This window comes from Exiguobacterium sp. SH31, from assembly GCF_001816105.1.
In the GTDB taxonomy this organism is placed as follows: domain Bacteria; phylum Bacillota; class Bacilli; order Exiguobacteriales; family Exiguobacteriaceae; genus Exiguobacterium; species Exiguobacterium aurantiacum_A.
This window is the reverse complement of sequence record NZ_LYTG01000106.1, coordinates 1-21,316: the sequence shown is the minus strand read 5'-3', so window position 1 is coordinate 21,316 and position 21,316 is coordinate 1. Positions and strand designations below refer to the sequence as shown.

Genomic DNA, 21,316 nt, shown 5'->3' with positions numbered 1-21,316 from the left:
GTTCTGCCACTGCCGTTTCTTCCGTCTCAGCGAACGGTCGTGACACGACGACGACTTTCTGTTCGAGTTCCGCTTCCGTCAACGCCTCGCCCGTTTTAGCGAGCGACGTCCGGATGATGGAATACATCATCGTCTCAAGGTCGCCCTCAAGTTGCGGATCGATCGCTTGAGCGCCGTCTGGCGGCTCGACGATCAGTTGAACACCGAGGTCACGAATCGTGTATGGGGCGTTCTGAATTTGTTTCGTGATGCGATTGACCTCATAGTTGATGATTTCATGGTTCTTTTCGCTTTCTTCTTCCCCGGTTCCCGTGGCGGCTGGGAAGTTGACGGTATCATTTTCACCAGCTCCTGCCGCTGCCGCTGCTCCCGTACCACCTGTGTACGCTTCAGCGATCCGTTCAGCAGACGTCACAATCCCTTCCATCGTATCCTCGTTGACCGGGGTTACCAGGTTTTGCTCTTCTGCCGATTGGGTCGTGTCGATATCGGCCGTGACCGAGACGAGCACGCTGCGTTCTCCGAGTAAGACCGAGAGCATTTGTTGAATCTGTTGACGTACGTCTTTCTCGACTTGACGCTTCAGTGCTAACGGGTCGGTCGAAGTTCCACCGGCCATCGTCGATTGATCCAAATCGTAATACGTGAAATATTGGTCCATGACCGAGATGTTCTCCGGTTTTAAGTTCGGGACACTCTTACTGATCAAATGATAAAGTCCTTTGACCGTCGCCGGCTCAAGATTCGTACCTGCTCCTAAATTTAAGACGATCGAAGCCGTCGGCTCCCCTTGATCTTCGGCCAAGAACACCGATTTCTCTGGAAGCGAGATAATGACTTTTGCCTGATTGATGCCTTCGATTTGTGTAATCAAACGTTCGAGTTCGGTTTGCATCGCGCTTCGCTCGATGACTGCCATTTCTCGGTCCGTCGTTCCAAATCCGGCGTTCTCACTGAAAAAGCTGTAATCGATCGCACCTGACTTTGGAATCCCGGCAGCCGCCAAGTTAACTTTCAATTGGTCGACTTGCTCGCTCGGCACGTAGACGCTGACACCGTTCGACGTCGCTTTGATTTCTGACTTTACTCCATCAGCCGTCAGCTTTTCCGTCACTTCTCCAGCTTCTTGGGCCGAGAGGTTCGTGTAGAGAGGAGCCATGTTCGGGCGCGAGAGCCAAACCGTCAAGAGCACCGCGACGACAAGTACGCCGACGATGACCACTCCCCAAATGATTTTACGGTTCGTTTGCATCGCCTTCAGTGAGCCGGCTAGTGAGCTGAATTGTTCTTTTAACTTATCATTCATCGCAACTCGTCATCCTCTTCATTAAACTTGCATTCGCATCATTTCTTGATAGGCCTCGACCGCTTTATTACGCACCTCAATGGCGAGTTGCATCGCAATCGACGACTCTTCGCTTTGGATCATGACTTGGTGAAGATCGGCTTTACCGACGGCAAGGTCTTTCCGTGCCGTACTCGTTGCCTGTTGAACTTCATTGAGCGACTGCATCGCTTCATTCAAATATGACCCAAACTGAGACGGTGTCTCTTTCACTGTCGGCAGAGCCGCGGTCTGGTTACCGATTAATTGAATCGGGTTAATTTGCATAGTCTGTTACTCCTTATCCTTTACCGATTTCGAGCGCTTTGACGAGCATCGCTTTTGACGCATTCATCGCTGCAATGTTCGCTTCATATGATCTTGTCGCACCTGTCAAATCAACCATTTCTTTTAACAGGTCGACGTTTGGCATCTGAACATATCCCCGTTCATCCGCATCCGGGTGACTCGGGTCATATGTGAGTTTGTAAGGACTTTCGTCTTCGACAATGCTGGAAACTTCGACGCCTCCGCTCACCGCCGACAGCTGTTGACGAAACGGCGCTTCTTGGAGCACCGTCATTTTCCGTGTATACGGTTGCCATTCCCCATCGACAAGTTTGCCGCGAGTCGTCTGGGCGTTCGCGATGTTCGCCGATACCGTATCCATCCGAAGGCGCTGAGACATGAGTGCCGAAGCGGATATATGAAAACTATCGAACATACCCATAATTAACGTCCTCCTCTAATAACGGTTTTAAGTCCACCGAGTCGACGGTTCAATTGTTCCATCATCGCCTCATACTGCAGTTGGTTACGGGCCAGTTCACTCATCTCATAATCGAGATCGACACTGTTCCCGTCACTTCGCATCGCCCCTCCGGCCCGGTCAACGATTTTCGTTGCACTACCGCGGTCACTCGGACGGCCCCCGGCTAATTTGAGGCGCATCTCGTTGCTTAACGTCTGTTCGAACACAGCCTGTTTCGCTTTAAAGTTCGGCGTGTCGATGTTCGACAAGTTATGACTGATCACTTTTTGGTTCATGACTGAATGATTGATCGCTTGCTTCATTAATTGATAATCTGTGCCGATCCAATTCATGCGTCTCACTCACTTTCACTTAAAAGAATGCATGTATATACCTTATTTGGAAATTCTACTACTTCATTGAAACAAATCTGTAACAGTTCTGAAAGATATTTTTATTAAAACAGGTAAATGGTATCGTCTGTTTTTGTCGAATTCACGACATATTCTGAAAATAATTACTTTTGCACTAAAAAAAGACGCTCCTTTTCACAAAGGAACGCCTTTTTGCAACTAAAGTCCTAATTGAAAGGACTTTTAGCTAAAATCGAGCGAATATCCGCTCGATTTTAATTTGATTTCAACTTCTGCAATTCAAACAAGAAGTTATCATTTAATATCTTGATATACGTTCCTTTCATTCCGAGCGAACGTGATTCGATGACGCCAGCGCTTTCAAGCTTGCGCAATGCGTTAACGATGACAGAGCGAGTAATTCCCACTCTATCGGCAATTTTGGAAGCAACTAACAGGCCTTCATTACCCCCAAGTTCTTCAAATATATGTTCGATCGCTTCAAGCTCTGAATAAGACAGCGAGTTGATTGCCATTTGGACAACGGCTTTCTTGCGCGCCGACGCCTCTGCTTCCGCTGCTTTCTCACGGAGGATCTCCATTCCGACGACTGTCGCGCTATATTCTGCAAGGACGAGGTCGTCTTCAGTGAACTCGTTATTCAGTCTGCCGAGAACGAGTGTCCCGAGTCGTTCTCCGCCACCGATGATCGGGACGATCGTCGTCATTGAATCAAGGAACAGCTCACGGTTCTCGACCGGGAACGCCGTATACTCGCTATCGATGCCGATATTTTCCGTCGTCTCTTTCACGTTGAACAAGTTCGATGCGTACGGTTCAGGGAACTGACGATCGACTAGGAACGCTTTCATCCGCTCGTTCTCAATCTGTTGTTTAATGGCGAAACCGAGCAAGCGACCGCGACGGCTCACGATGAACGTGTTCGCTTCGAGTACTTCACGCATCTTATCTGCCATCTCTTTAAAGTCGACGTGCGCGCTCGCCTCTTGCTGAAGCATCGTGTTCAATTGACGTGTTTTATCTAGTAAGTTCATAATTCTAATTTTCCTCCCTGTATGTGCATACAGAATTCTTATAAAATAAATTGACTAAGGTCTCGATCTTCCGCGATCGAGCCGACTTTTTCTTTCACATACGCTGGTGTGATCTCGACGTGTGTTTGTGGCATGTCGGCCGCCTCAAACGATAAGTCCTCGAGCACGCGCTCCATGATCGTATAGAGACGGCGTGCTCCGATATCATCGGTTTCTCGGTTAACGTGCGTTGCGATCTTCGCAATCTCTTCGATGGCCGAGTGGGTAAATTCGACGCTGATCTCCTCTGACTCGAGAAGGGCCTTGTACTGTTTGATGAGCGCTTGTGAAGGTTCCGTCAGAATTTTGACGAAATCTTCCTCGGTCAAGCTACTCAACTCGACACGGATCGGGAAACGACCTTGCAGTTCAGGAATCAGATCTGACGGCTTCGCCATATGGAAAGCACCTGCCGCGATGAATAAAACGTGATCCGTTTTGACGGGACCATATTTTGTGACGACGGTCGAGCCCTCGACAATCGGCAAGATGTCTCGCTGCACACCTTCACGAGAGACGCCAGCATGGTCTTGTGACTTCGTCGCGATTTTATCGATCTCATCGACGAAGATGATGCCCATCTGTTCGCTACGCCGTACCGCCTCGTCATGTACTTCATTCATGTCGAGCAAACTTTCCGCCTCTTCGGCAACGATGAGCGGTCGAGCCTCTCGAACCGGGATCTTCCGCTTCTTCCGCTTTTTCGGGACGATTTGGCCGAGCATGTCTTGAAGATTCGATAAGCCTTCCATCCCTTGTCCTTGAAACAAATCAACTGTCTGTTTCTCTTCAAGGTTGACTTCGATCAATCGCTCTTCAAGTTCACCGAGTTCAAGCAACTTACGTAATTGAGACCGATCAGTCGATTGATCGTCCGTCGGCTCTTGCGTCTTCTGCCCTTGACCGCCAAACAGCGCTTCGAACGGGTTTGCGGCTGTCGGCTCAACTTTAGCCTTACCTTGCAGTGCATCGAGAATACGTTCGGTTGCAGCGGCTTCCGCTGGTTCCTTCACGTCTTCTTTCTTTTCTTCCTTCACGAGGCGCACCGAGTCTTCAACAAGGTCTCGGACCATCGATTCGACGTCCCGTCCGACGTATCCGACTTCAGTGAATTTTGTCGCTTCGACTTTCACGAACGGGGCACCGACGAGCTTGGCAAGACGTCTCGCGATCTCCGTCTTCCCGACACCGGTCGGACCAATCATTAAAATGTTCTTCGGTGTGACTTCGTCGCGTAAGTCAGCGCTTAGCTTCTGACGACGGTAACGGTTGCGCAGTGCAATCGCGACCGCACGTTTGGCATCTTTTTGCCCGATGACGAACCGGTCTAGCTCAGCTACGATTTGACGTGGTGTCAATTCACGTTTCATTCTATATCGCCTCCGATCGTTTCTACGATAACTTGGTCGTTCGTATAGACGCATAATTCACCAGCAATCTCTAGGGCCGCGCGAGCAATCTGTTCGGCTGTTTTCTCCGGTGAGTGACGTACGAGAGCGCGTCCCGCTGCTAGCGCATAATTCCCACCTGAACCGATCGCAAGGATGCCATCGTCCGGTTCGATCACTTCGCCGCTCCCGGACACGAGTAAGAGATGTTCCGCGTCCATGACGATGAGAAGCGCTTCGAGCTGACGAAGCATCTTGTCGCCGCGCCACTCTTTGGCGAGTTCGACAGCCGCTCGCGGTAAGTTCCCATTATACATCTCGAGTTTTGACTCAAACTTTTCAAATAACGTGAACGCATCGGCCACGCTACCGGCAAAACCGGCCACGACTTTCCCGCCGTATAACCGTCTCACTTTTTTAGCCTTGTTTTTCATGATGACGGCGTTGCCAAACGTGACTTGCCCATCTCCGCTCATCGCACATTTTCCGTCGTGCCGGACTGCGAAAATAGTTGTTGCATGAAACATAGAATGACCCCCTACTTTCTCGGATGTGTGGCTTGATAGACCGCTCGCAGGCGTTCAGTCGATACGTGTGTGTAACGACCGGTCGTCGATAGTGACTCATGTCCGAGCAACTCTTGGACGGCACGTAAATCGGCCCCGCGTTCGAGCAGGTCGGTCGCAAAACTATGACGTAACGAATGCGGTGTTAACGGTTTTTGAAGTCCGCCGAGTTTCCGGAGTCGCTTCATCACGTAACGAATTTGGTCTGTTGTCACTCGATTCCCTTTTTGACTAACGAATAATGCCGTTTCGTGTGCCGCGGCGCAGTTTTGCCTTAATTCAAGGTAATGCTCCAACGCTTCGACGGCAAATTGCCCGAGCGGGATGTAACGTTCTTTCTTGCCTTTCCCGATGACATGAACGAATGAGAGCGCCGCATCATATGACGATATGTCCATGCCACAAAGTTCGGCGACACGCATCCCGGTCCCGTACAACACTTCGACAAGCGCGACATCACGTGCCCGCAGGAACGGGTCGTCTTGGCCGTTTGCCGTCATGAGCAGGTGTTCGACCTCGCTCGGTACGGCAAACGTCGGCAGCGACTTGCGACGTTTCGGCGACGTCAAGTCATGAAACAACGGTTCACTCCCGGTTTCACGAGCCACAAATTTCCCGAACTGTTTAAGGCAAGAGATTTTTTGGGAAACGGTCGTCGTCGCCGCTTCATTCTCGTAAAGGACATATAAATAACGCCGCGCCGACTGCACATCATATGGCTCTTGATGTGTCGATTGGCAATAAGCGGCGTACTGTTCGAGTGTTTGTTCGTAAGAGCGTTTCGTATGAGGCGACAGCCTTCGTTCGATTTGGCAATAGCGTAAAAATGATTGTTGATCCTCAGCGAATCCCATCCTCTCGCCCCCTTGCTTTTAGCTTAAAAACGCATGTTCCCGTCAAATCGAAATTAGCATAGCATACAGAATCAGAGGTGACAATAGAAACCCCTTCAATAATCTGAAAATTTTCAAAGTATTGCACAAATTACACAATTGAAATTTAAATTCATAAAAAAAGGAACCAAAAATTGGCTCCTTTCCCTTAAATCTCTTTATATTGCTGAATCGTCTCAAGGGCACGATTCGCATAGCGCTCATAACGTTCTTGCTTTTTCATCTTTTTCGGCGCATCTTCGAGCGACGGCACGAGACCGAAGTTTGCATTCATCGGCTGGAAGTGCTTCCCGTCTGTCGTCGTGATGTAATGCGCCATCGAACCGAGCATCGTCTCGCGCGGGAGGACGACGAGATCTTCACCGGCAACCATCTTCGCCGCGTTGATTCCGGCGAGTAGTCCTGACGCGGCCGACTCGACGTAGCCTTCGACACCGGTCATCTGACCGGCGAAAAATAGCGTATCGCGAGTACGGGCCTGATACGTCGGTTTCAACAGGCTCGGTGAATTGATGAACGTGTTCCGGTGCATGACACCGTAACGGACGATCTCCGCATTCTCGAGACCTGGGATCAATTGAATGATCCGTTTTTGCTCGCCCCACTTGAGGTGGGTTTGGAACCCGACCAAGTTATAGAGCGTTCCGGCCGAATTGTCTTGGCGGAGTTGGACGACCGCAAACGGACGTTTACCCGTTTTCGGGTCTTCGAGTCCGACCGGTTTCATCGGTCCGAACAAGAGCGTCTTCTTCCCGCGTTGAGCAATCACTTCAAACGGCATGCAGCCTTCGAAGTAAATCTCTTTCTCAAACTCTTTGAGCGGTACGACTTCGGCTTTGACGAGTTCTTCGTAAAACAGATTAAACTCTTCTTCTGTCATCGGACAGTTGAGATAAGCCGCCTCGCCTTTGTCATAACGTGACTTCAAGTAGACTTTGTCTCGGTCGATCGTCTCTCCGTCTAATATCGGAGCGGCCGCATCGTAGAAGTATAAATAGTCTTCACCGGTGAAAGCTTTCAATGAAGCAGACAAGTCAGGAGATGTGAGCGGTCCCGTCGCCATGATGACGACCCCGTCCGGAATCTGTTTAATCTCTTCATTGTGTACCGTCACGAGCGGATGGTTCTTGAGCGTGTCGGTGACGAAGCCGGCGAAGTCGTGACGGTCGACGGCGAGGGCGCCACCGGCCGGAACGCTTGCCGTATCGGCCGCTTTCAAGATGAGCGAGTCGAGTGTGCGCATCTCTTCTTTTAACACACCGACCGCATTTTGAAGTCCGTTCGCCCGAAGCGAGTTCGAGCAGACCAGTTCAGCAAACTGATCCGTATGGTGCGCCGGCGTCTGTCGGACTGGTCTCATTTCATACAAATCGACTTGAATCCCGCGTTTTGCGAGTTGCCAAGCCGCCTCGGAGCCGGCGAGGCCCGCTCCGATCACAGTTACACGTTGCTGCAAGGTCAATCCTCCTCTAACTGATGTACCTCGGTATGGGTACAGTTCGTGCATTGATATTTGACGCCATCTTTAATCTTTTTCTCAACCATCAACTTACCGCATTCAGGACACGGTTTCGCGACCGGTTTGTCCCATGAGACGAACTCACAGTCTGGATAGTTCGAGCAGCCATAGAACAGGCGACCTTTCTTACTGCGGCGCTCGACGACTTGTCCGTCTTTACAGTTCGGGCACGGGACGCCGATTTCGACTTGAACCGGCTTCGTGTTCGTACAGTTCGGGAATCCAGAACAAGCCATGAACTTGCCGTACCGTCCCATCTTGATGACCATCGGCGAACCGCAGATCTCACAATCGATACCGGCTGGCTCGTCTTTCACTTCGATCTTCTCAATTTCGGATTCGGCCCGTTTCAAACGTTTCTCGAATGACCGGTAAATCGGGGCAACGACTTCCGTCCACTCGACTTCTTCATTGGCGATCGAATCAAGAAGCGTCTCCATGTCGGCTGTGAACTGTACCGTGATAAAGTCGTTAAAGTACTCATCGATCATCTCGATGACAAGTTCTCCGAGCTCGGTCGGAATGAATTTTTTCTCTTCAAGCACGACGTAACCGCGCTTTTGGATTGTGTCGAGTGTCGGCGCGTAAGTCGACGGACGACCGATGCCGAGCTCTTCCATCGCTCGGACGAGTCTCGCTTCACTGTAACGCGGTGGTGGCTGTGTGAAGTGTTGCTTCGGCTCGACCGTTTCGAATGCGACGAGGTCGTCGACTTCAAGCGGCGGAAGTAATCCTTCCCGCTCTAAGTTCGTGTCTTCGATATCATCGTCTTTTGACTCGATATACACTTTCATGAAACCTGGGAATTTGACGGTCGATCCGTTGGCACGGAAAATCATGCCGTTCGATTCGACGTCGATTTTCACCGTATCAAGAATCGCTGGCGCCATTTGACTCGCGACCAACCGTTCCCAGATGAGTTTATACAATCGAAGTTGATCCCGTGACAAGTACGCCTTCATCGAAGCCGGGTCACGTAACGCCGACGTCGGCCGGATCGCCTCGTGGGCATCCTGTGCGTTCGCCGCTTTTTTCTCTTTCTGCTTTTGAGAGGCGACGTACTCTGGACCAAACGTCGATTCGATATACGATTTCGCTTCGTCTTTCGCCAAGTCAGAAATTCGTGTCGAGTCGGTACGCATATATGTGATCAACCCGACAGTCCCTTCCTTCTTACCAAGGTCGATCCCTTCGTAAAGCTGCTGGGCGAGCATCATCGTCTTCTTGGCGCGGAAGTTCAGTTTCCGAGCCGCATCTTGTTGGAGTGAACTTGTCGTGAACGGTAATGATGCGTTACGCTTCCGCTCTTTCTTCGTGACATCGATGACTTTGAATGACTCATCGATCGTCTTGAGGACGGCGTCGGCATCCGCTTCCGTCTTCAACTCCATCTTTTTCCCGTCTTTTCCGTAGAACGATGTCTCAAACGTCTCACCCTCATGGTTGAGCATCAGTTTAATCGTCCAGTACTCTTCCGGGTCAAAGGCGTTGATTTCACGTTCGCGGTCGATGATCATTTTGACAGCGACGGATTGAACACGACCGGCTGACAAACCTTTTTTGACTTTCTTCCATAACAACGGGCTCATCCCGTATCCGACAAGACGGTCGAGAATCCGTCGCGCCTGTTGGGCGTCGACGAGATCATGATTGATCTTGCGTGGATGTTTAAACGATTCTTTAATCGCATCTTTTGTGATCTCGTTGAAGACGACACGACATTCTGTCGTCTCATCGACGCCGAGGGCACGGGCTAAGTGCCAGGCGATTGCTTCCCCTTCGCGATCCGGGTCAGCCGCGAGAAAAATTTTCGTCGCTTTTTTAGCGGCCGTCTTCAGTTCTTTTAACACTGGGCCTTTTCCACGGATCGTGATGTACTTCGGTTCAAAGTCATGTTCAACGTCGACACCGAGTTGACTTTTCGGTAAATCGATGACGTGACCCATGGACGCTTTGACCGTGTAGTTTGATCCTAAATAACGTTTAATTGTCTTTGCTTTCGCAGGTGATTCGACGATCACCAAATATTTTGCCATACATCTGCTCCCCTTTTGGAGGTCATTTAAATCCCTACCATAATATTCATGTTACCGACCGTTTGTCAACGTGCAATCATCGCACCATTTAAAATTTGATCGGGATTCGTCAAAGGAATCGCTCCTTCTTCAATCAATTTATTCGGTCCTTCCGCTAACGGATCGAGCGGACTTCCCGGCACCGCAAACACCGTCTTGCCTTGCTCGAGCGCGTGACTCACCGTATTCATCGTCCCGCTCTTTCGTCTCGCTTGGACGACGACGAGTCGGTCGCCTAATCCACTGACGATTCGATTCCGTTCTAAAAACTGAAATTTTTTGACAGGTGTTTCCGGAGTATATTCACTAAGGAGCAATCCTTGTTTCGAAATCTGTTCGAACAGTTGGTGATGAACATGTGGATACATGTGCGAAAAGCCCGAACCGAGGACCGCAATCGTCGGTCGGTTCCGCCTGACTGCCAACTCATGAACGAGTCCATCAATACCGAGCGCGCCGCCTGAAATCGATACAGTTTCTTCTATTAAAGGGTGTAAATATTCAACGAGCGGTCGACTGATCCGATTCAATTCACGACTCCCGACCAAAGCGGTCGTTTGTTCTTGTAGTACCTCTAAATCGCCCTGATAAAACAAACAGTACGGAGGGTTGGGGATATGTAATAGCATTCGTGGGAACAATTCGTCCTCCCACGTCAAAAAACGGTCATACGTGACCGTTGAACGGAACGCCCGATTCGCTTTTTTCCAAACGTTCGGATGGAACGAATTACGTTCAGTCAGACCCGGATTTGATAAGTAATGATGGACGAACTCGACCGGCAAACGTTCTGCCGCAAAACGAGCTATTGTTTGATTCATCACAATCTCCTTTAAAAAAATGAGGGATGCGCGCACCCCTCATTCCGATTGGTCTTACGTCGTCGGTTGTCCCGTGACACAAGCATCATACAGACCTTCATTTTTAAGCACACGGATGAGCGTCTCACCGATGACAGCAGGTGTCTCGGCGACTTCGATCCCGTTTGCGTTTAACGTCTTGATTTTTTCAGCGGCCGTTCCTTTTCCGCCTGAAATGATCGCTCCAGCGTGGCCCATCCGTTTGCCTTCAGGAGCCGTCTGACCACCGATGAAACCGATGACTGGTTTCGTCATGTTCGCCTTGACCCATTCAGCGGCTTCTTCTTCAGCCGTCCCACCGATCTCGCCGATCATGATGACAGCAAGCGTGTCTTCATCTTCGTTGAACGCCTGGAGCGTGTCGATGAAGTTCGTCCCGTTGACCGGGTCCCCACCGATCCCGACCGCAGTCGATTGGCCGATTCCGGCCGTCGTCAACTGATGGACCGCTTCATACGTGAGCGTCCCTGAACGTGAGACGATGCCGACATGGCCTTTCGTGTGGATGTAGCCTGGCATGATGCCAAGTTTCGCCTCGCCCGGTGTGATGATCCCTGGGCAGTTCGGTCCGATCAAACGGGCCGGTTTGTCTTCGAGATAGCGGCTAACTTGGATCATGTCGATGACAGGAATCCCTTCCGTGATACAGATGATGAGTTCGATGCCGCTATCAGCCGCTTCCATGATCGAGTCGGCCGCGAAAGCTGGTGGCACGTAGATGATCGATGCGTTCGCACCGGTCGCCTCGACCGCGTCAGAGACAGTGTTAAACACAGGTACGTTGTCGAGTACGGTCGTACCACCTTTACCAGGTGTGACCCCGCCGACCAGTTTCGTGTTGTACGCTAACATCTGTTCGCCGTGGAACATACCTTGTTTCCCCGTGATCCCTTGAATGATCACTTTTGTATCTTGATTCACCCAAATACTCATGTCGTTTCCCCCTTATCGAACGAGTGCCGCGATTTTTTCTGCCCCATCATCCATCGAGGTCGCAGAAGTGATCGCAAGTCCAGATTCATCGAGAATGCGTCTTCCCGCATCCACGTTTGTTCCTTCTAAGCGGACGACGAGTGGCAAGTCGAGTCCGATTTCTTTTGTCGCCGCGACGATTCCTTCGGCGATGATGTCACACTTCATGATGCCACCGAAGATGTTGACGAAGATTCCTTTGACTTGGTCATCCGACAAAATCAATTTGAACGCTTCTGTGACTTTTTCTTTTGTCGCACCGCCGCCTACATCGAGGAAGTTAGCGGGTTCGGCGCCGTAGTGCTTGATGATATCCATCGTCGCCATGGCGAGGCCGGCACCGTTTACGAGACAGCCGATATTGCCGTCAAGGGCGATATAGCTAAGGTCGTGTTTCGACGCCTCGACTTCACGCGGATCTTCTTCCGTCGTGTCACGAAGATCGACGATGTCGGTATGACGATAAAGCGCGTTGCTGTCAAAGTTCAATTTCGCATCGAGCGCGACGACGTTTCCGTCTTTCGTCGTGACGAGCGGGTTGATCTCTGCAATCGTACAGTCCGTCTCGACGTACACTTTATAAAGCTTCATGACCATGTCGCTAAACTTGTTGACGAGTTTAGTCGGCACTTCCATCTTGAAAGCAAGACGGCGCGCCTGGAACGGACGGAGTCCGACGACCGGGTCGACGATTTCTTTATGAATCTTTTCAGGAGTATGTTCAGCGACTTCTTCGATGTCCATACCGCCTTCAGATGAACCCATGATGACAATTCGGCCGATCGAACGGTCAAGCACAAGTCCTAAGTAAAATTCTTGATCGATGGCAGAACCTTCTTCGATATAGAGGCGCTGCACGACTTTCCCTTCAGGTCCAGTCTGGTGCGTGACGAGCGTCTTACCGAGAATCTCTGTCGCGTACTGTTTTACTTCTTCATCCGTTCTGGCAAGTTTGACGCCGCCGGCTTTCCCGCGCCCACCTGCGTGGATCTGTGCTTTGACTACTTTCAATTCACCGTCTAGCTTGGCGGCTGCTGCAACTGCTTCTTCTACCGTGAAAGCCGGATAGCCCGTAGGTACGGCCACTCCAAACGTTCTAAGCAATTCTTTCGCCTGATACTCATGGATATTCATTTAGTTTCCCCCTTAGTCCCCTTTGATATCGGCATATCTATTGTAACGAAAAACTGAAAGCGCTGTCTATCGTTCTTGCTTTAAGTTTTCATCTTTTTTTCACATCTACCCCTAGACATTTTCGATTTTACCTTGTTCCATCTGATAGAGAAACACAAAAAGTTCAGCGATCACTTGATACAGGTCGTCCGGAATATGCTCTTCGATCTGTAAAGCCGACAGGAGTGACAACAGCGCCGGGTCTTCATGGATCGGGATACCGTTCTCTTGCGCGAGGGCGAGCATCCGTTCGGCGACGAGGCCGCCGCCCTTCGCGACGACGCGCGGAGATTCCATCGATTGTTCGTAAGACAAGGCGATTGCTTTTTTACGGTCCATCATACATGAAAATCCACCTTTCCTAACGGGGCGAACGTCTCGGGGAGCGATTCTTGTCTCACTTCGAACGAGAATCGGGACAGTTCATAGCCGTTTGCTTTGAGCGCACTGCCGAGCAACGGCTCGTACGCTTTGATGAACGGGGACAAGTCGTGTTGTTCGTTGAATACTTTCACGGTGACGTGCCGTTTTTGAACGAGCAGGTCGATGCCAGTCTCGCCGAAGCGAGGCGTTTCTAGAAATAAGACGATACGGGCATGGTCTGCGTCGATCATCTCGCTTTTCGGGGCCTCAAGACGAAACCTGACTTGTTCGAACGGCCCTAATTGCGGTATGTGAAATGCTTGGACGACGAACGGCGGCGTCTGGACCGCGTTGAACGTCTCTTGGGCCCGCACGAACTGTTCAAACTTCGGGTCGCCTTTCGCCTTGAACAGTTCTCCGACGAGCTGTTTGACGTCACTTCCCGCTCCGCTCTCGAGCAGTTGCCGTCCCATCGCTTTGACGGATTCCGGTGTCTGGATGGCCTCTTTTGAGAAGCGGCCGAGTTGTTCTAAGAGTAACGTCACCGGTGTCTTCCCGGCCTGGGCCGGTTCCGCCGTAGGCGGCATCACTTTCAGGACGAGTTTCGGCTCGAGCTCGGTGACGACCATCTTGTACGTGACGTTCTCTTTAACGTCTGCGTTCACCCCGACCCGGAACAGTCCTTGCGGCAGTTGCATGACCGCTTCGTTCCCGGGCAAGAGCTGGAGCACCCTGCCGACGACCGTGTTGCCGACGAGCAGCTGACGCGACGTCTGTTCGGTGACTTTGAACGGCAGGACGCCTTGGTGATCGATCCGCATCGGGCTCCCCCTTTCATATCATATGTTTAATCGGTGCGAACGACTTGCGATGAATCGGTGTGATGCCGTGCTCGTTCAACGCGTTCAAATGAAGTTCCGTCCCGTAGCCGGCGTTGCGTTCGAAACCGTATCCCGGATACGTCGCGGCGAACTCTTCCATCATCTTGTCGCGGACGACTTTGGCGACGACGCTCGCCGCCGCGATCGAGACGCTCAACTCGTCCCCTTTAATGAGCGACGTCTGCGGCAAATCGAGCTCGAGTGTCATCGCGTCAATCAAGAGCGCGTCGGCCCCGTCAAGCTGTCGGACCGCCTCGGTCATCGCGAGCTTCGTCGCTTCATAAATATTGATTTGATCGATCACTTCTGCGTCGACGATTCCGACCCCGACGAATGCCTCGTCGAGGATCCTTGCATATGCTCGTTCCCGTGCCGCTTTCGTCATCTTCTTTGAATCATTCAGTCCCGGGCTGTAAAAATCGTCCGGCAAGACGACGGCCGCCGCGACGACAGGACCCGCGAGCGGTCCCCGCCCGACCTCGTCGATGCCAGCGACCAACTTGAAGCCTTGCTGTTTCAGCTCGGCCTCATACTGCAGGCGGCGTGTATAATCGTCCCGCTCGTCCCGCTCTGCGTCAAACCGTCTCTGACGTTGCTGCAGGAGCGCCTGGACGCCCGTGCGCGGGTCATCCTTCAGTTCGGCCCGGACATCGTCCCACTCTTCATATCGGACGGTTTTTAGCCGTTGTTTAATCTCTTGAATCGTCACGATCTGCCTCCTATCCAAAAAAGCCCTGTTTTCACAGGACTTCACGCCATATTATGATCTGCCGGCGTCTCAAGCGAGACACGTCCGATCTTCTCATGACGAAGCTCATTCAATAATAGTTCGCTCGCTTTTTCGAAATCGACGTAGCCGCCGCTGAGAAGGCCACGTTTTTTTCCGATCAACTCGAGCAGTTCGACCGCGTCTTCCGGCAAGTCGTCGAGTTTAAACCGCTCTTTCAACTGTTCCGGGTAACGACTGCGTAGTTCACGCGCTGCATACATCGCGATGTCATCAAGGTTTAAAATATCGTCCTTGATCGCACCCGTAGCAGCTAAGCGATATCCGACCATCTGGTCCTCGAACTTCGGCCACAGAATACCAGGCGTGTCGAGCAGTTCCATCTCGCCGCCTTTCATCTTGATCCATTGTTGCCGTTTCGTCACACCAGGACGGTCGCCGGTGATGGCGATATTGCGCCCGGCGAGCCGGTTGATCAGTGTCGACTTCCCGACGTTCGGGATGCCGATGATGAGGGCACGGATTGGGCCAGGATTACGGCCTTTCTCACGCATGCGGTCGTGCTTGTCTTGCATGAGCTTCTCCGCGCCCGTCATGAGCTGCTTTAAGCCTTTGCTATGCTTCGCATCGACGGCGACGACTTCGATGTCGTCACGCTTCAGGGCGCGCATCCAGGCGTCAGTGACAGCTTGATCGGCCATGTCAGCCTTGTTCAACACGATCAGCCGCGGTTTACCCGCCGTGATCTCATCGACCATCGGATTTCGGCTCGATTGCGGAACACGTGCATCGACGAGTTCGATGACGACGTCAATCAGTTTTAACTTCTCTGTTACTTGTCTTCGCGCCTTGGCCATGTGGCCAGGGAACCATTGAATTGCCAAAAAAACACCACCTTATTCTTCTACCGTCCCGAAGTCACCCATCGGCCAGAACACAAAGTTCGTTTTGCCGACGACGCTTTCTTTCGAGACAAAGCCGATTTCACGGCTGTCTTTCGAGTTTTGTCGGTTATCTCCCATAACGAAGTATGAGCCTTCCGGCACGACCGCTTCACCCGTCACTTGTTCGAGCGTAAAGTTCTCGGTTAGAGGAAAGCCGTTCATTTGGGCTTGAAAATCCTCTAAATACGGTTCTTCGACTGCTTCTCCGTTCAAATAGAGCGTATCGTCCCGATATTCAAGCGTATCGCCAGGAATGGCGATGACGCGTTTAATATAGTCCTTTGATTCAGTCGCATGAAAGACGATAATATCGCCCCGGTCGAGTTCACCGACGTAGTTAGAGATTTTGCTGACGATCATCCGATCGGCGTTTTGGAGCGTCGGCATCATCGACTCACCTTCGACGATGACAGGTACAAAGATGAACGTTCGGATCACGAACGCGATGACGAGCGCCACTACGATTGCTTTAAGCCAACTGAACACTTCTTTCAAATTGCCTCACTCCTCTGTCCGTTTGAACTTATTGTACTAGAAAAAAAGAAGCTTGTCGCAAGCGACAAGCTTTCCCCATCTTAACGACGGATTTCTTTAATACGTGCTGCTTTACCGCGAAGGTTGCGGAGGTAGTAAAGTTTCGCACGGCGGACTTTACCGTAACGAACGACTTCGATTTGCGCGACACGCGGTGAGTGAAGCGGGAATGCACGCTCAACACCTACGCCGTAAGAAATCTTACGGACTGTGAATGTTTCGCTGATGCCGCCACCTTTACGCTTGATGACTACGCCTTCGAAGATCTGGATACGCTCACGCGTTCCCTCTACGACTTTAACGTGGACACGTACTGTGTCACCAGGACGGAAAGCAGGTACGTCCGATTTGAATTGTTCTTCTGTGATTTCACGGAACAGTTTTTGTGCGTTCATGAATTGATCTCCTTTTTCTTCAATGTTCATATCTTCGTTTGCCTCGGCATCCAATAGCGGAACATCGGTAATCGGTGGGGCTAACCCACATGCTCAAACATAGCATAATTTTATGAATCGCGCAACGATTCGATGAAGTTTTTATCGGACGGTGACAGATCAATTTGATCTAACAGTTCCGGTCGACGCCTGAACGTTCGTTCGAGCGAACGCTCACGGCGCCACGACTCGATTTTGGCGTGATTGCCCGACAACAGGACGTCCGGGACTTTGAGGCCGCGGAAGTCAGCCGGTCTCGTATAATGCGGATACTCGAGCAGTCCGGTCGAGAACGAGTCATCCTCGTGGCTCGCTTGATCGCCGAGCACTTCCGGGATGAGGCGGACCGTCGCGTCGATCATGACCATCGCCGCGAGTTCACCACCGGTCATCACGAAGTCTCCAATCGACACTTCGTCTGTCGCGAGTTCGTCGTGGATCCGTTGGTCAAACCCTTCGTAATGGCCGCATAAAAAGATCAAGTGCTCTTCGTTCGCCCACTCTTCGGCGACGCGTTGATTGAACGGTCGCCCCGTCGGCGTCGTCACGATGACGCGCGGCTTCGACTTTGCGAGCGAATCGAACGCATCAAATAGCGGCTGCGGCGTGAGTAGCATCCCGGCGCCGCCTCCGTACGGAGCATCATCGACTTTATGATGTTTGTTCGTCGAGAAGTCACGGAAGTTCGTGAACTGCACTTCGACTTGGCCGAGTGTCCGGGCACGCCCGACGATCGAATGATCGAGCGGGGCGAACATTTCCGGGAACAAGGTCAAGACATCAATTTTCATCGTCGATCATTCCAGGGATCGGCGTGATGATGACACGTTTCGCTTCGACGTCGATGTCTTGGACGACCGATTCGATGTACGGGATGAGCGCATCCGTCTTGCCGGGACGCTTGATGACCCAGACATCGTTCGCGCCATTGGTCTCAAAGATGTCCTCGACGACACCGATCACTTCTCCGTCGACGACGGCCTCACATCCGATGATCTCGTGGTAGTAAAATTCATGCTCCGGAAGCTCGTGGACGTTTCCGGCATGGACGTAGAGCGACATCCCTTTGTACTTCTCGACGAGATTGATGTTGTCTAGCCCTTTGAACGTGACGAGATGGAACTGTTTGTGCGGACGATACGTCGTCACTTCGAGCGGCATCTTCTTCCCGTCGACGTCAAGGTAGAGCGTCTCACCAATTTTAAAACGTTCTTCTGGAAAATCAGTCGCGGCGAGCAACTTCAATTCTCCTTTTAAACCGTGCGTGTTGGCGATTTTGCCTACGTTTAACCAATCCATCATAAAACCTCCTCAAAAAAATAGGCCGACCTCATAAAAGGTCGGCCTCAGGATTACTTAGCGTTTTTCGCGTTGTGGAATTTCTCCATGATCCCTGCTTTAGAGAACAAGTTGCGGACTGTGTCAGATGGCTTCGCGCCGTCTGCCAACCATTTGAGCGCGAGTTCTTCGTTGATGCGAACTTCTGCTTCTGGTTTTGCAACCGGGTTGTAGTGACCGAGTTGTTCGATGAAACGGCCATCACGTGGTGAACGTGAATCTGCTACAACGATCCGGTAAAAAGGTGATTTATTTGCGCCCATGCGCTTGAGACGAATTTTAACTGCCATGGTAATATACCTCCATTATGTGTTTAAGAATTGACAACTTTAATAGTATACTGCTTTTTTGCCTGACTGACAAAAGTTTTCTTAGAAGAACGGAAGGCCGAGACCTTTTTTCTTCCCTTTCATTTGTCCTGACATCTGCTTCATGAGCTTCTTCATGTCATCGAACTGTTTGATGAGACGGTTCACTTCCTGGATGGAGCGACCGCTCCCTTTTGCGATCCGCTTGCGACGACTCGCGTTGAGCACTTCGGGATTCGTGCGCTCATGCTTCGTCATCGACCGGATGATTGCCTCGACATGATCGAGTTGTTTCTCGTCGATTTGGACGTTCTTCAACCCTTTCATCTTACCTGCACCAGGTAACATCGAGAGTAATTCATCAATCGGGCCCATGTTTTTCACTTGACCCAATTGCTCGATAAAATCATCGAACGTGAACGATGCATCACGAATTTTGCTTTCAAGCTCTTTCGCGGCATCTTGGTCCATTTGTGACTCCGCTTTTTCGATGAGCGTGAGCACGTCACCCATTCCAAGAATCCTTGACGCCATGCGCTCCGGATGGAAAGGTTCGAGGGCATCCAACTTTTCACCGAGACCGACGAACTTAATCGGCGCTCCCGTGACTGCCTTGATTGAAAGGGCTGCCCCACCACGTGTATCACCGTCGAGTTTTGTCAACACGACGCCGGTAATTCCGAGCAAATCATTAAAGCGATCGGCCACGTTGACCGCATCTTGACCCGTCATCGCATCGACGACGAGGAAGATTTCATTCGGTTTGGCGATCGTTTTCACATTTTCGAGTTCGCCCATGAGCGTCTCGTCGATATGAAGACGACCAGCCGTATCTATCAACACGAAATCGTGATGATTAACTTTGGCGTGCTCGAGAGCTTTTGTGACGATTTCTTCCGGCGTCACTTGATCGCCAAGTGAGAACACCGGTAAATCGAGTTGCTTGCCGAGAGTCTCGAGCTGTTTGATGGCCGCCGGCCGATAAATATCAGCAGCGACGAGAAGCGGACTCCGGTTATGCTTTTTGCGAATCAAGTTCGCGAGCTTTCCGGTCGTCGTCGTCTTACCCGCACCTTGTAATCCGACCATCATGACGACTGTCGGTGGTTTTGAACTAAAGGTGATCGGGACGACGTCACTCCCCATCAAGGTCGTTAATTCTTCATGAACGATCTTGACGACTTGTTGGCCAGGTGTCAACGATTTCATGACGTCTTGGCCGATTGACCGTTCTTTCACGTCGTTGACGAACTGTTTGACCACTTTGAAGTTAACGTCGGCCTCAAGGAGCGCAAGACGAACTTCTCTCATCATCTCTTTGACGTCTGCTTCGGAAATCTTACCTTTCCCCCGCATTTTCGCCAATGTCGATTGCAACCGTTCTGATAATCCTTCAAATGCCATGCTTCAGCCCCCTACTCTAAATTCTCAAGCGCCGAAACCGTCTCCGTCACGTCGGGCATTTGCTCGACTTGACGTCTGAGCGTCTGGAGAAGCAGTTGCCGTTGCTCGAATTTCTCGAACAACTCCAGCTTTTCTTCATACTGCTCAAGCATTGCTTCGGTACGCTTTATGTTATCGTAGACCGCTTGACGGCTGACTTCAAACTCTTCCGCAATCTCTCCGAGCGAGTAGTCATCTAGGTAATAAAGAGACATGTAGTTGCGCTGTTTCGGCGTGAGAAGCGCTTGATAAAAATCGAATAAGTAGTTCATTCGATTCGTCTTTTCGAGCGACATACCTCTCACCTCCACATGTTAAGTGAAATCCCTTTACAACTAACAATAGTACAGCCGTCCTAACGTCTTGTCAAGTTTTTTTCTTAACAGTGAAAGTTAGGCGAGGTCATCGTTTGTCTGGTCTTTTTCTTCAAATACGTCACCGAATAGTCCAAGGACGAACTGCTCCGGGTCGAACACCTGTAAATCATCAATTTTTTCACCGAGACCGACGTATTTGACCGGGATATCGAGCTCGTTTCTGATTGCGAGGACGATGCCGCCTTTGGCCGTCCCGTCTAACTTCGTGAGCACGATCCCGCTCACGTTCGTCGCTTCCTGAAACGCCTTCGCTTGAAGCATCGCGTTCTGTCCCGTCGTCGCGTCTAACGCGAGCAAGACTTCGTGCGGTCCGTTTGGCACTTCGCGCTCGATGACCCGTTTCACTTTCTCGAGCTCCTTCATCAAGTTGACCTTGTTTTGGAGTCGTCCTGCCGTATCACAAATCAAGACGTCGACCCCGCGGGATTTCGCGGCTTGGACAGCATCAAACACGACCGCGGCCGGGTCTGACCCTTCTGCTTGGCGAATGACGGGAACACCGGCACGTTCACCCCACACTAGCAGCTGGTCGATCGCGCCGGCCCGGAACGTATCGCCCGCCGCAAGCATGACCGAACGACCTTCTGCTTTCAACTGATGGGCGAGCTTTCCGATTGTCGTCGTCTTGCCGACACCGTTCACACCGACGAACAAGATGACGGTCAACCCGTCCTGCATGTTCAACTCGCGGTCTGACTCGTCTTCTTGTAGACGTTTCGCCACGACTTCGACGAGGGCGTCGCGGACGGCGACCGGGTCTTTCAAATTGCGACGCTTCACTTCTTCTTTTAAATCTTCGACGAGGTCCATCGTCGTCGTCACACCGACATCCGCCTGGATGAGCAAATCTTCAAGTTCATCGAAGAAGTCCTCATCGACTTCACGGAACCGATAGACGAGGTCGTTGACGGCGCTCGCGAACCCGTCACGTGTTTTCGTCAACCCGTCTGTAAACTTTTGCGACACCTCTTGGGTCGAGGTCGTCAATTTATCTTTTAA

At 51.3% G+C, this 21,316-nt stretch carries 25 protein-coding genes; all 25 read right to left on the bottom strand.

Annotated features, from left to right (window positions below):
- Positions 1 to 1,306, bottom strand: a 1,306-nt coding sequence (gene fliF, locus A6395_RS14655; RefSeq protein WP_071399598.1) for a flagellar basal-body MS-ring/collar protein FliF, incomplete at its 3' end; no start/stop codon positions are given.
- A 21-nt stretch (positions 1,307 to 1,327) separates the two neighbouring features.
- Positions 1,328 to 1,612, bottom strand: a complete 285-nt coding sequence (fliE, locus tag A6395_RS14650; RefSeq protein WP_016508240.1) for a flagellar hook-basal body complex protein FliE — start codon at positions 1,610 to 1,612, stop codon at positions 1,328 to 1,330.
- 13 nt (positions 1,613 to 1,625) lie between these two features.
- On the bottom strand, positions 1,626 to 2,054 hold the full coding sequence (flgC, locus tag A6395_RS14645) for a flagellar basal body rod protein FlgC (protein ID WP_071399597.1): 429 nt from the start codon (positions 2,052 to 2,054) through the stop codon (positions 1,626 to 1,628).
- 2 nt (positions 2,055 to 2,056) lie between these two features.
- Positions 2,057 to 2,428, bottom strand: coding sequence for a flagellar basal body rod protein FlgB (flgB, locus tag A6395_RS14640; RefSeq protein WP_016508220.1), 372 nt, complete (start codon positions 2,426 to 2,428; stop codon positions 2,057 to 2,059).
- Between the two features lie 275 nt (positions 2,429 to 2,703).
- On the bottom strand, positions 2,704 to 3,483 hold the full coding sequence (gene codY / locus A6395_RS14635) for a GTP-sensing pleiotropic transcriptional regulator CodY (RefSeq protein ID WP_016508279.1): 780 nt from the start codon (positions 3,481 to 3,483) through the stop codon (positions 2,704 to 2,706).
- Positions 3,484 to 3,521: 38 nt separating this feature from the next.
- Positions 3,522 to 4,892, bottom strand: a complete 1,371-nt coding sequence (gene hslU, locus A6395_RS14630; RefSeq protein WP_071399596.1) for an ATP-dependent protease ATPase subunit HslU — start codon at positions 4,890 to 4,892, stop codon at positions 3,522 to 3,524.
- On the bottom strand, positions 4,889 to 5,437 hold the full coding sequence (hslV, locus tag A6395_RS14625) for an ATP-dependent protease subunit HslV (protein ID WP_071399595.1): 549 nt from the start codon (positions 5,435 to 5,437) through the stop codon (positions 4,889 to 4,891). The genes hslU and hslV overlap by 4 nt, the downstream gene beginning before the upstream one ends.
- 11 nt (positions 5,438 to 5,448) lie before the next feature.
- Positions 5,449 to 6,330 (bottom strand): tyrosine-type recombinase/integrase, encoded by an 882-nt coding sequence (locus A6395_RS14620; RefSeq protein ID WP_071399594.1) that lies wholly within the window; start codon positions 6,328 to 6,330, stop codon positions 5,449 to 5,451.
- Between the two features lie 187 nt (positions 6,331 to 6,517).
- Positions 6,518 to 7,876 carry an FADH(2)-oxidizing methylenetetrahydrofolate--tRNA-(uracil(54)-C(5))-methyltransferase TrmFO gene (gene trmFO, locus A6395_RS14615; protein WP_071399593.1) on the bottom strand — a complete coding sequence of 453 codons (1,359 nt, stop codon included), beginning with the start codon at positions 7,874 to 7,876 and terminating at the stop codon, positions 6,518 to 6,520.
- Positions 7,828 to 9,924: a type I DNA topoisomerase gene (gene topA, locus A6395_RS14610; protein WP_071399592.1), complete on the bottom strand. Its 2,097-nt coding sequence runs from the start codon at positions 9,922 to 9,924 to the stop codon at positions 7,828 to 7,830. Before topA ends, trmFO begins: the two co-directional genes overlap by 49 nt.
- A 65-nt stretch (positions 9,925 to 9,989) precedes the next feature.
- Positions 9,990 to 10,784 (bottom strand): DNA-processing protein DprA, encoded by a 795-nt coding sequence (dprA, locus tag A6395_RS14605; protein WP_071399591.1) that lies wholly within the window; start codon positions 10,782 to 10,784, stop codon positions 9,990 to 9,992.
- A gap of 54 nt (positions 10,785 to 10,838) precedes the next feature.
- Complete coding sequence (sucD, locus tag A6395_RS14600) at positions 10,839 to 11,756, bottom strand: succinate--CoA ligase subunit alpha (protein ID WP_070327506.1); 918 nt, start codon at positions 11,754 to 11,756, stop codon at positions 10,839 to 10,841.
- 12 nt (positions 11,757 to 11,768) lie between these two features.
- Positions 11,769 to 12,929 (bottom strand): ADP-forming succinate--CoA ligase subunit beta, encoded by a 1,161-nt coding sequence (sucC, locus tag A6395_RS14595; protein ID WP_070327507.1) that lies wholly within the window; start codon positions 12,927 to 12,929, stop codon positions 11,769 to 11,771.
- A gap of 111 nt (positions 12,930 to 13,040) precedes the next feature.
- Positions 13,041 to 13,307 carry an EscU/YscU/HrcU family type III secretion system export apparatus switch protein gene (locus A6395_RS14590; RefSeq protein ID WP_016508266.1) on the bottom strand — a complete coding sequence of 89 codons (267 nt, stop codon included), beginning with the start codon at positions 13,305 to 13,307 and terminating at the stop codon, positions 13,041 to 13,043.
- Entirely contained in the window at positions 13,307 to 14,152 is an 846-nt protein-coding gene (locus tag A6395_RS14585; protein WP_071399590.1) for a hypothetical protein, read from the bottom strand. Before A6395_RS14585 ends, A6395_RS14590 begins: the two co-directional genes overlap by 1 nt.
- A 13-nt stretch (positions 14,153 to 14,165) precedes the next feature.
- The gene (locus A6395_RS14580) at positions 14,166 to 14,921 is read right to left on the bottom strand and encodes a ribonuclease HII (protein WP_233589598.1); all 756 of its coding nucleotides are present in this window, start codon (positions 14,919 to 14,921) and stop codon (positions 14,166 to 14,168) included.
- Positions 14,922 to 14,962: 41 nt separating this feature from the next.
- On the bottom strand, positions 14,963 to 15,823 hold the full coding sequence (gene ylqF / locus A6395_RS14575; RefSeq protein ID WP_071399589.1) for a ribosome biogenesis GTPase YlqF: 861 nt from the start codon (positions 15,821 to 15,823) through the stop codon (positions 14,963 to 14,965).
- Positions 15,824 to 15,835: 12 nt separating this feature from the next.
- Positions 15,836 to 16,378 (bottom strand): signal peptidase I, encoded by a 543-nt coding sequence (lepB, locus tag A6395_RS14570; RefSeq protein ID WP_016508241.1) that lies wholly within the window; start codon positions 16,376 to 16,378, stop codon positions 15,836 to 15,838.
- A gap of 80 nt (positions 16,379 to 16,458) precedes the next feature.
- On the bottom strand, positions 16,459 to 16,812 hold the full coding sequence (gene rplS, locus A6395_RS14565) for a 50S ribosomal protein L19 (protein ID WP_070327950.1): 354 nt from the start codon (positions 16,810 to 16,812) through the stop codon (positions 16,459 to 16,461).
- A gap of 110 nt (positions 16,813 to 16,922) precedes the next feature.
- On the bottom strand, positions 16,923 to 17,642 hold the full coding sequence (trmD, locus tag A6395_RS14560; protein ID WP_071399588.1) for a tRNA (guanosine(37)-N1)-methyltransferase TrmD: 720 nt from the start codon (positions 17,640 to 17,642) through the stop codon (positions 16,923 to 16,925).
- Positions 17,632 to 18,150: a ribosome maturation factor RimM gene (rimM, locus tag A6395_RS14555; RefSeq protein ID WP_071399587.1), complete on the bottom strand. Its 519-nt coding sequence runs from the start codon at positions 18,148 to 18,150 to the stop codon at positions 17,632 to 17,634. Before rimM ends, trmD begins: the two co-directional genes overlap by 11 nt.
- Before the next feature lie 53 nt (positions 18,151 to 18,203).
- Positions 18,204 to 18,479 (bottom strand): 30S ribosomal protein S16, encoded by a 276-nt coding sequence (gene rpsP, locus A6395_RS14550; RefSeq protein ID WP_021067098.1) that lies wholly within the window; start codon positions 18,477 to 18,479, stop codon positions 18,204 to 18,206.
- Positions 18,480 to 18,560: 81 nt separating this feature from the next.
- Positions 18,561 to 19,901, bottom strand: a complete 1,341-nt coding sequence (gene ffh, locus A6395_RS14545; protein ID WP_071399586.1) for a signal recognition particle protein — start codon at positions 19,899 to 19,901, stop codon at positions 18,561 to 18,563.
- Between the two features lie 11 nt (positions 19,902 to 19,912).
- Positions 19,913 to 20,236, bottom strand: a complete 324-nt coding sequence (locus A6395_RS14540) for a putative DNA-binding protein (protein WP_070327513.1) — start codon at positions 20,234 to 20,236, stop codon at positions 19,913 to 19,915.
- 96 nt (positions 20,237 to 20,332) lie between these two features.
- Complete coding sequence (gene ftsY / locus A6395_RS14535) at positions 20,333 to 21,304, bottom strand: signal recognition particle-docking protein FtsY (RefSeq protein WP_071399599.1); 972 nt, start codon at positions 21,302 to 21,304, stop codon at positions 20,333 to 20,335.
- Positions 21,305 to 21,316: the final 12 nt, after the last annotated feature.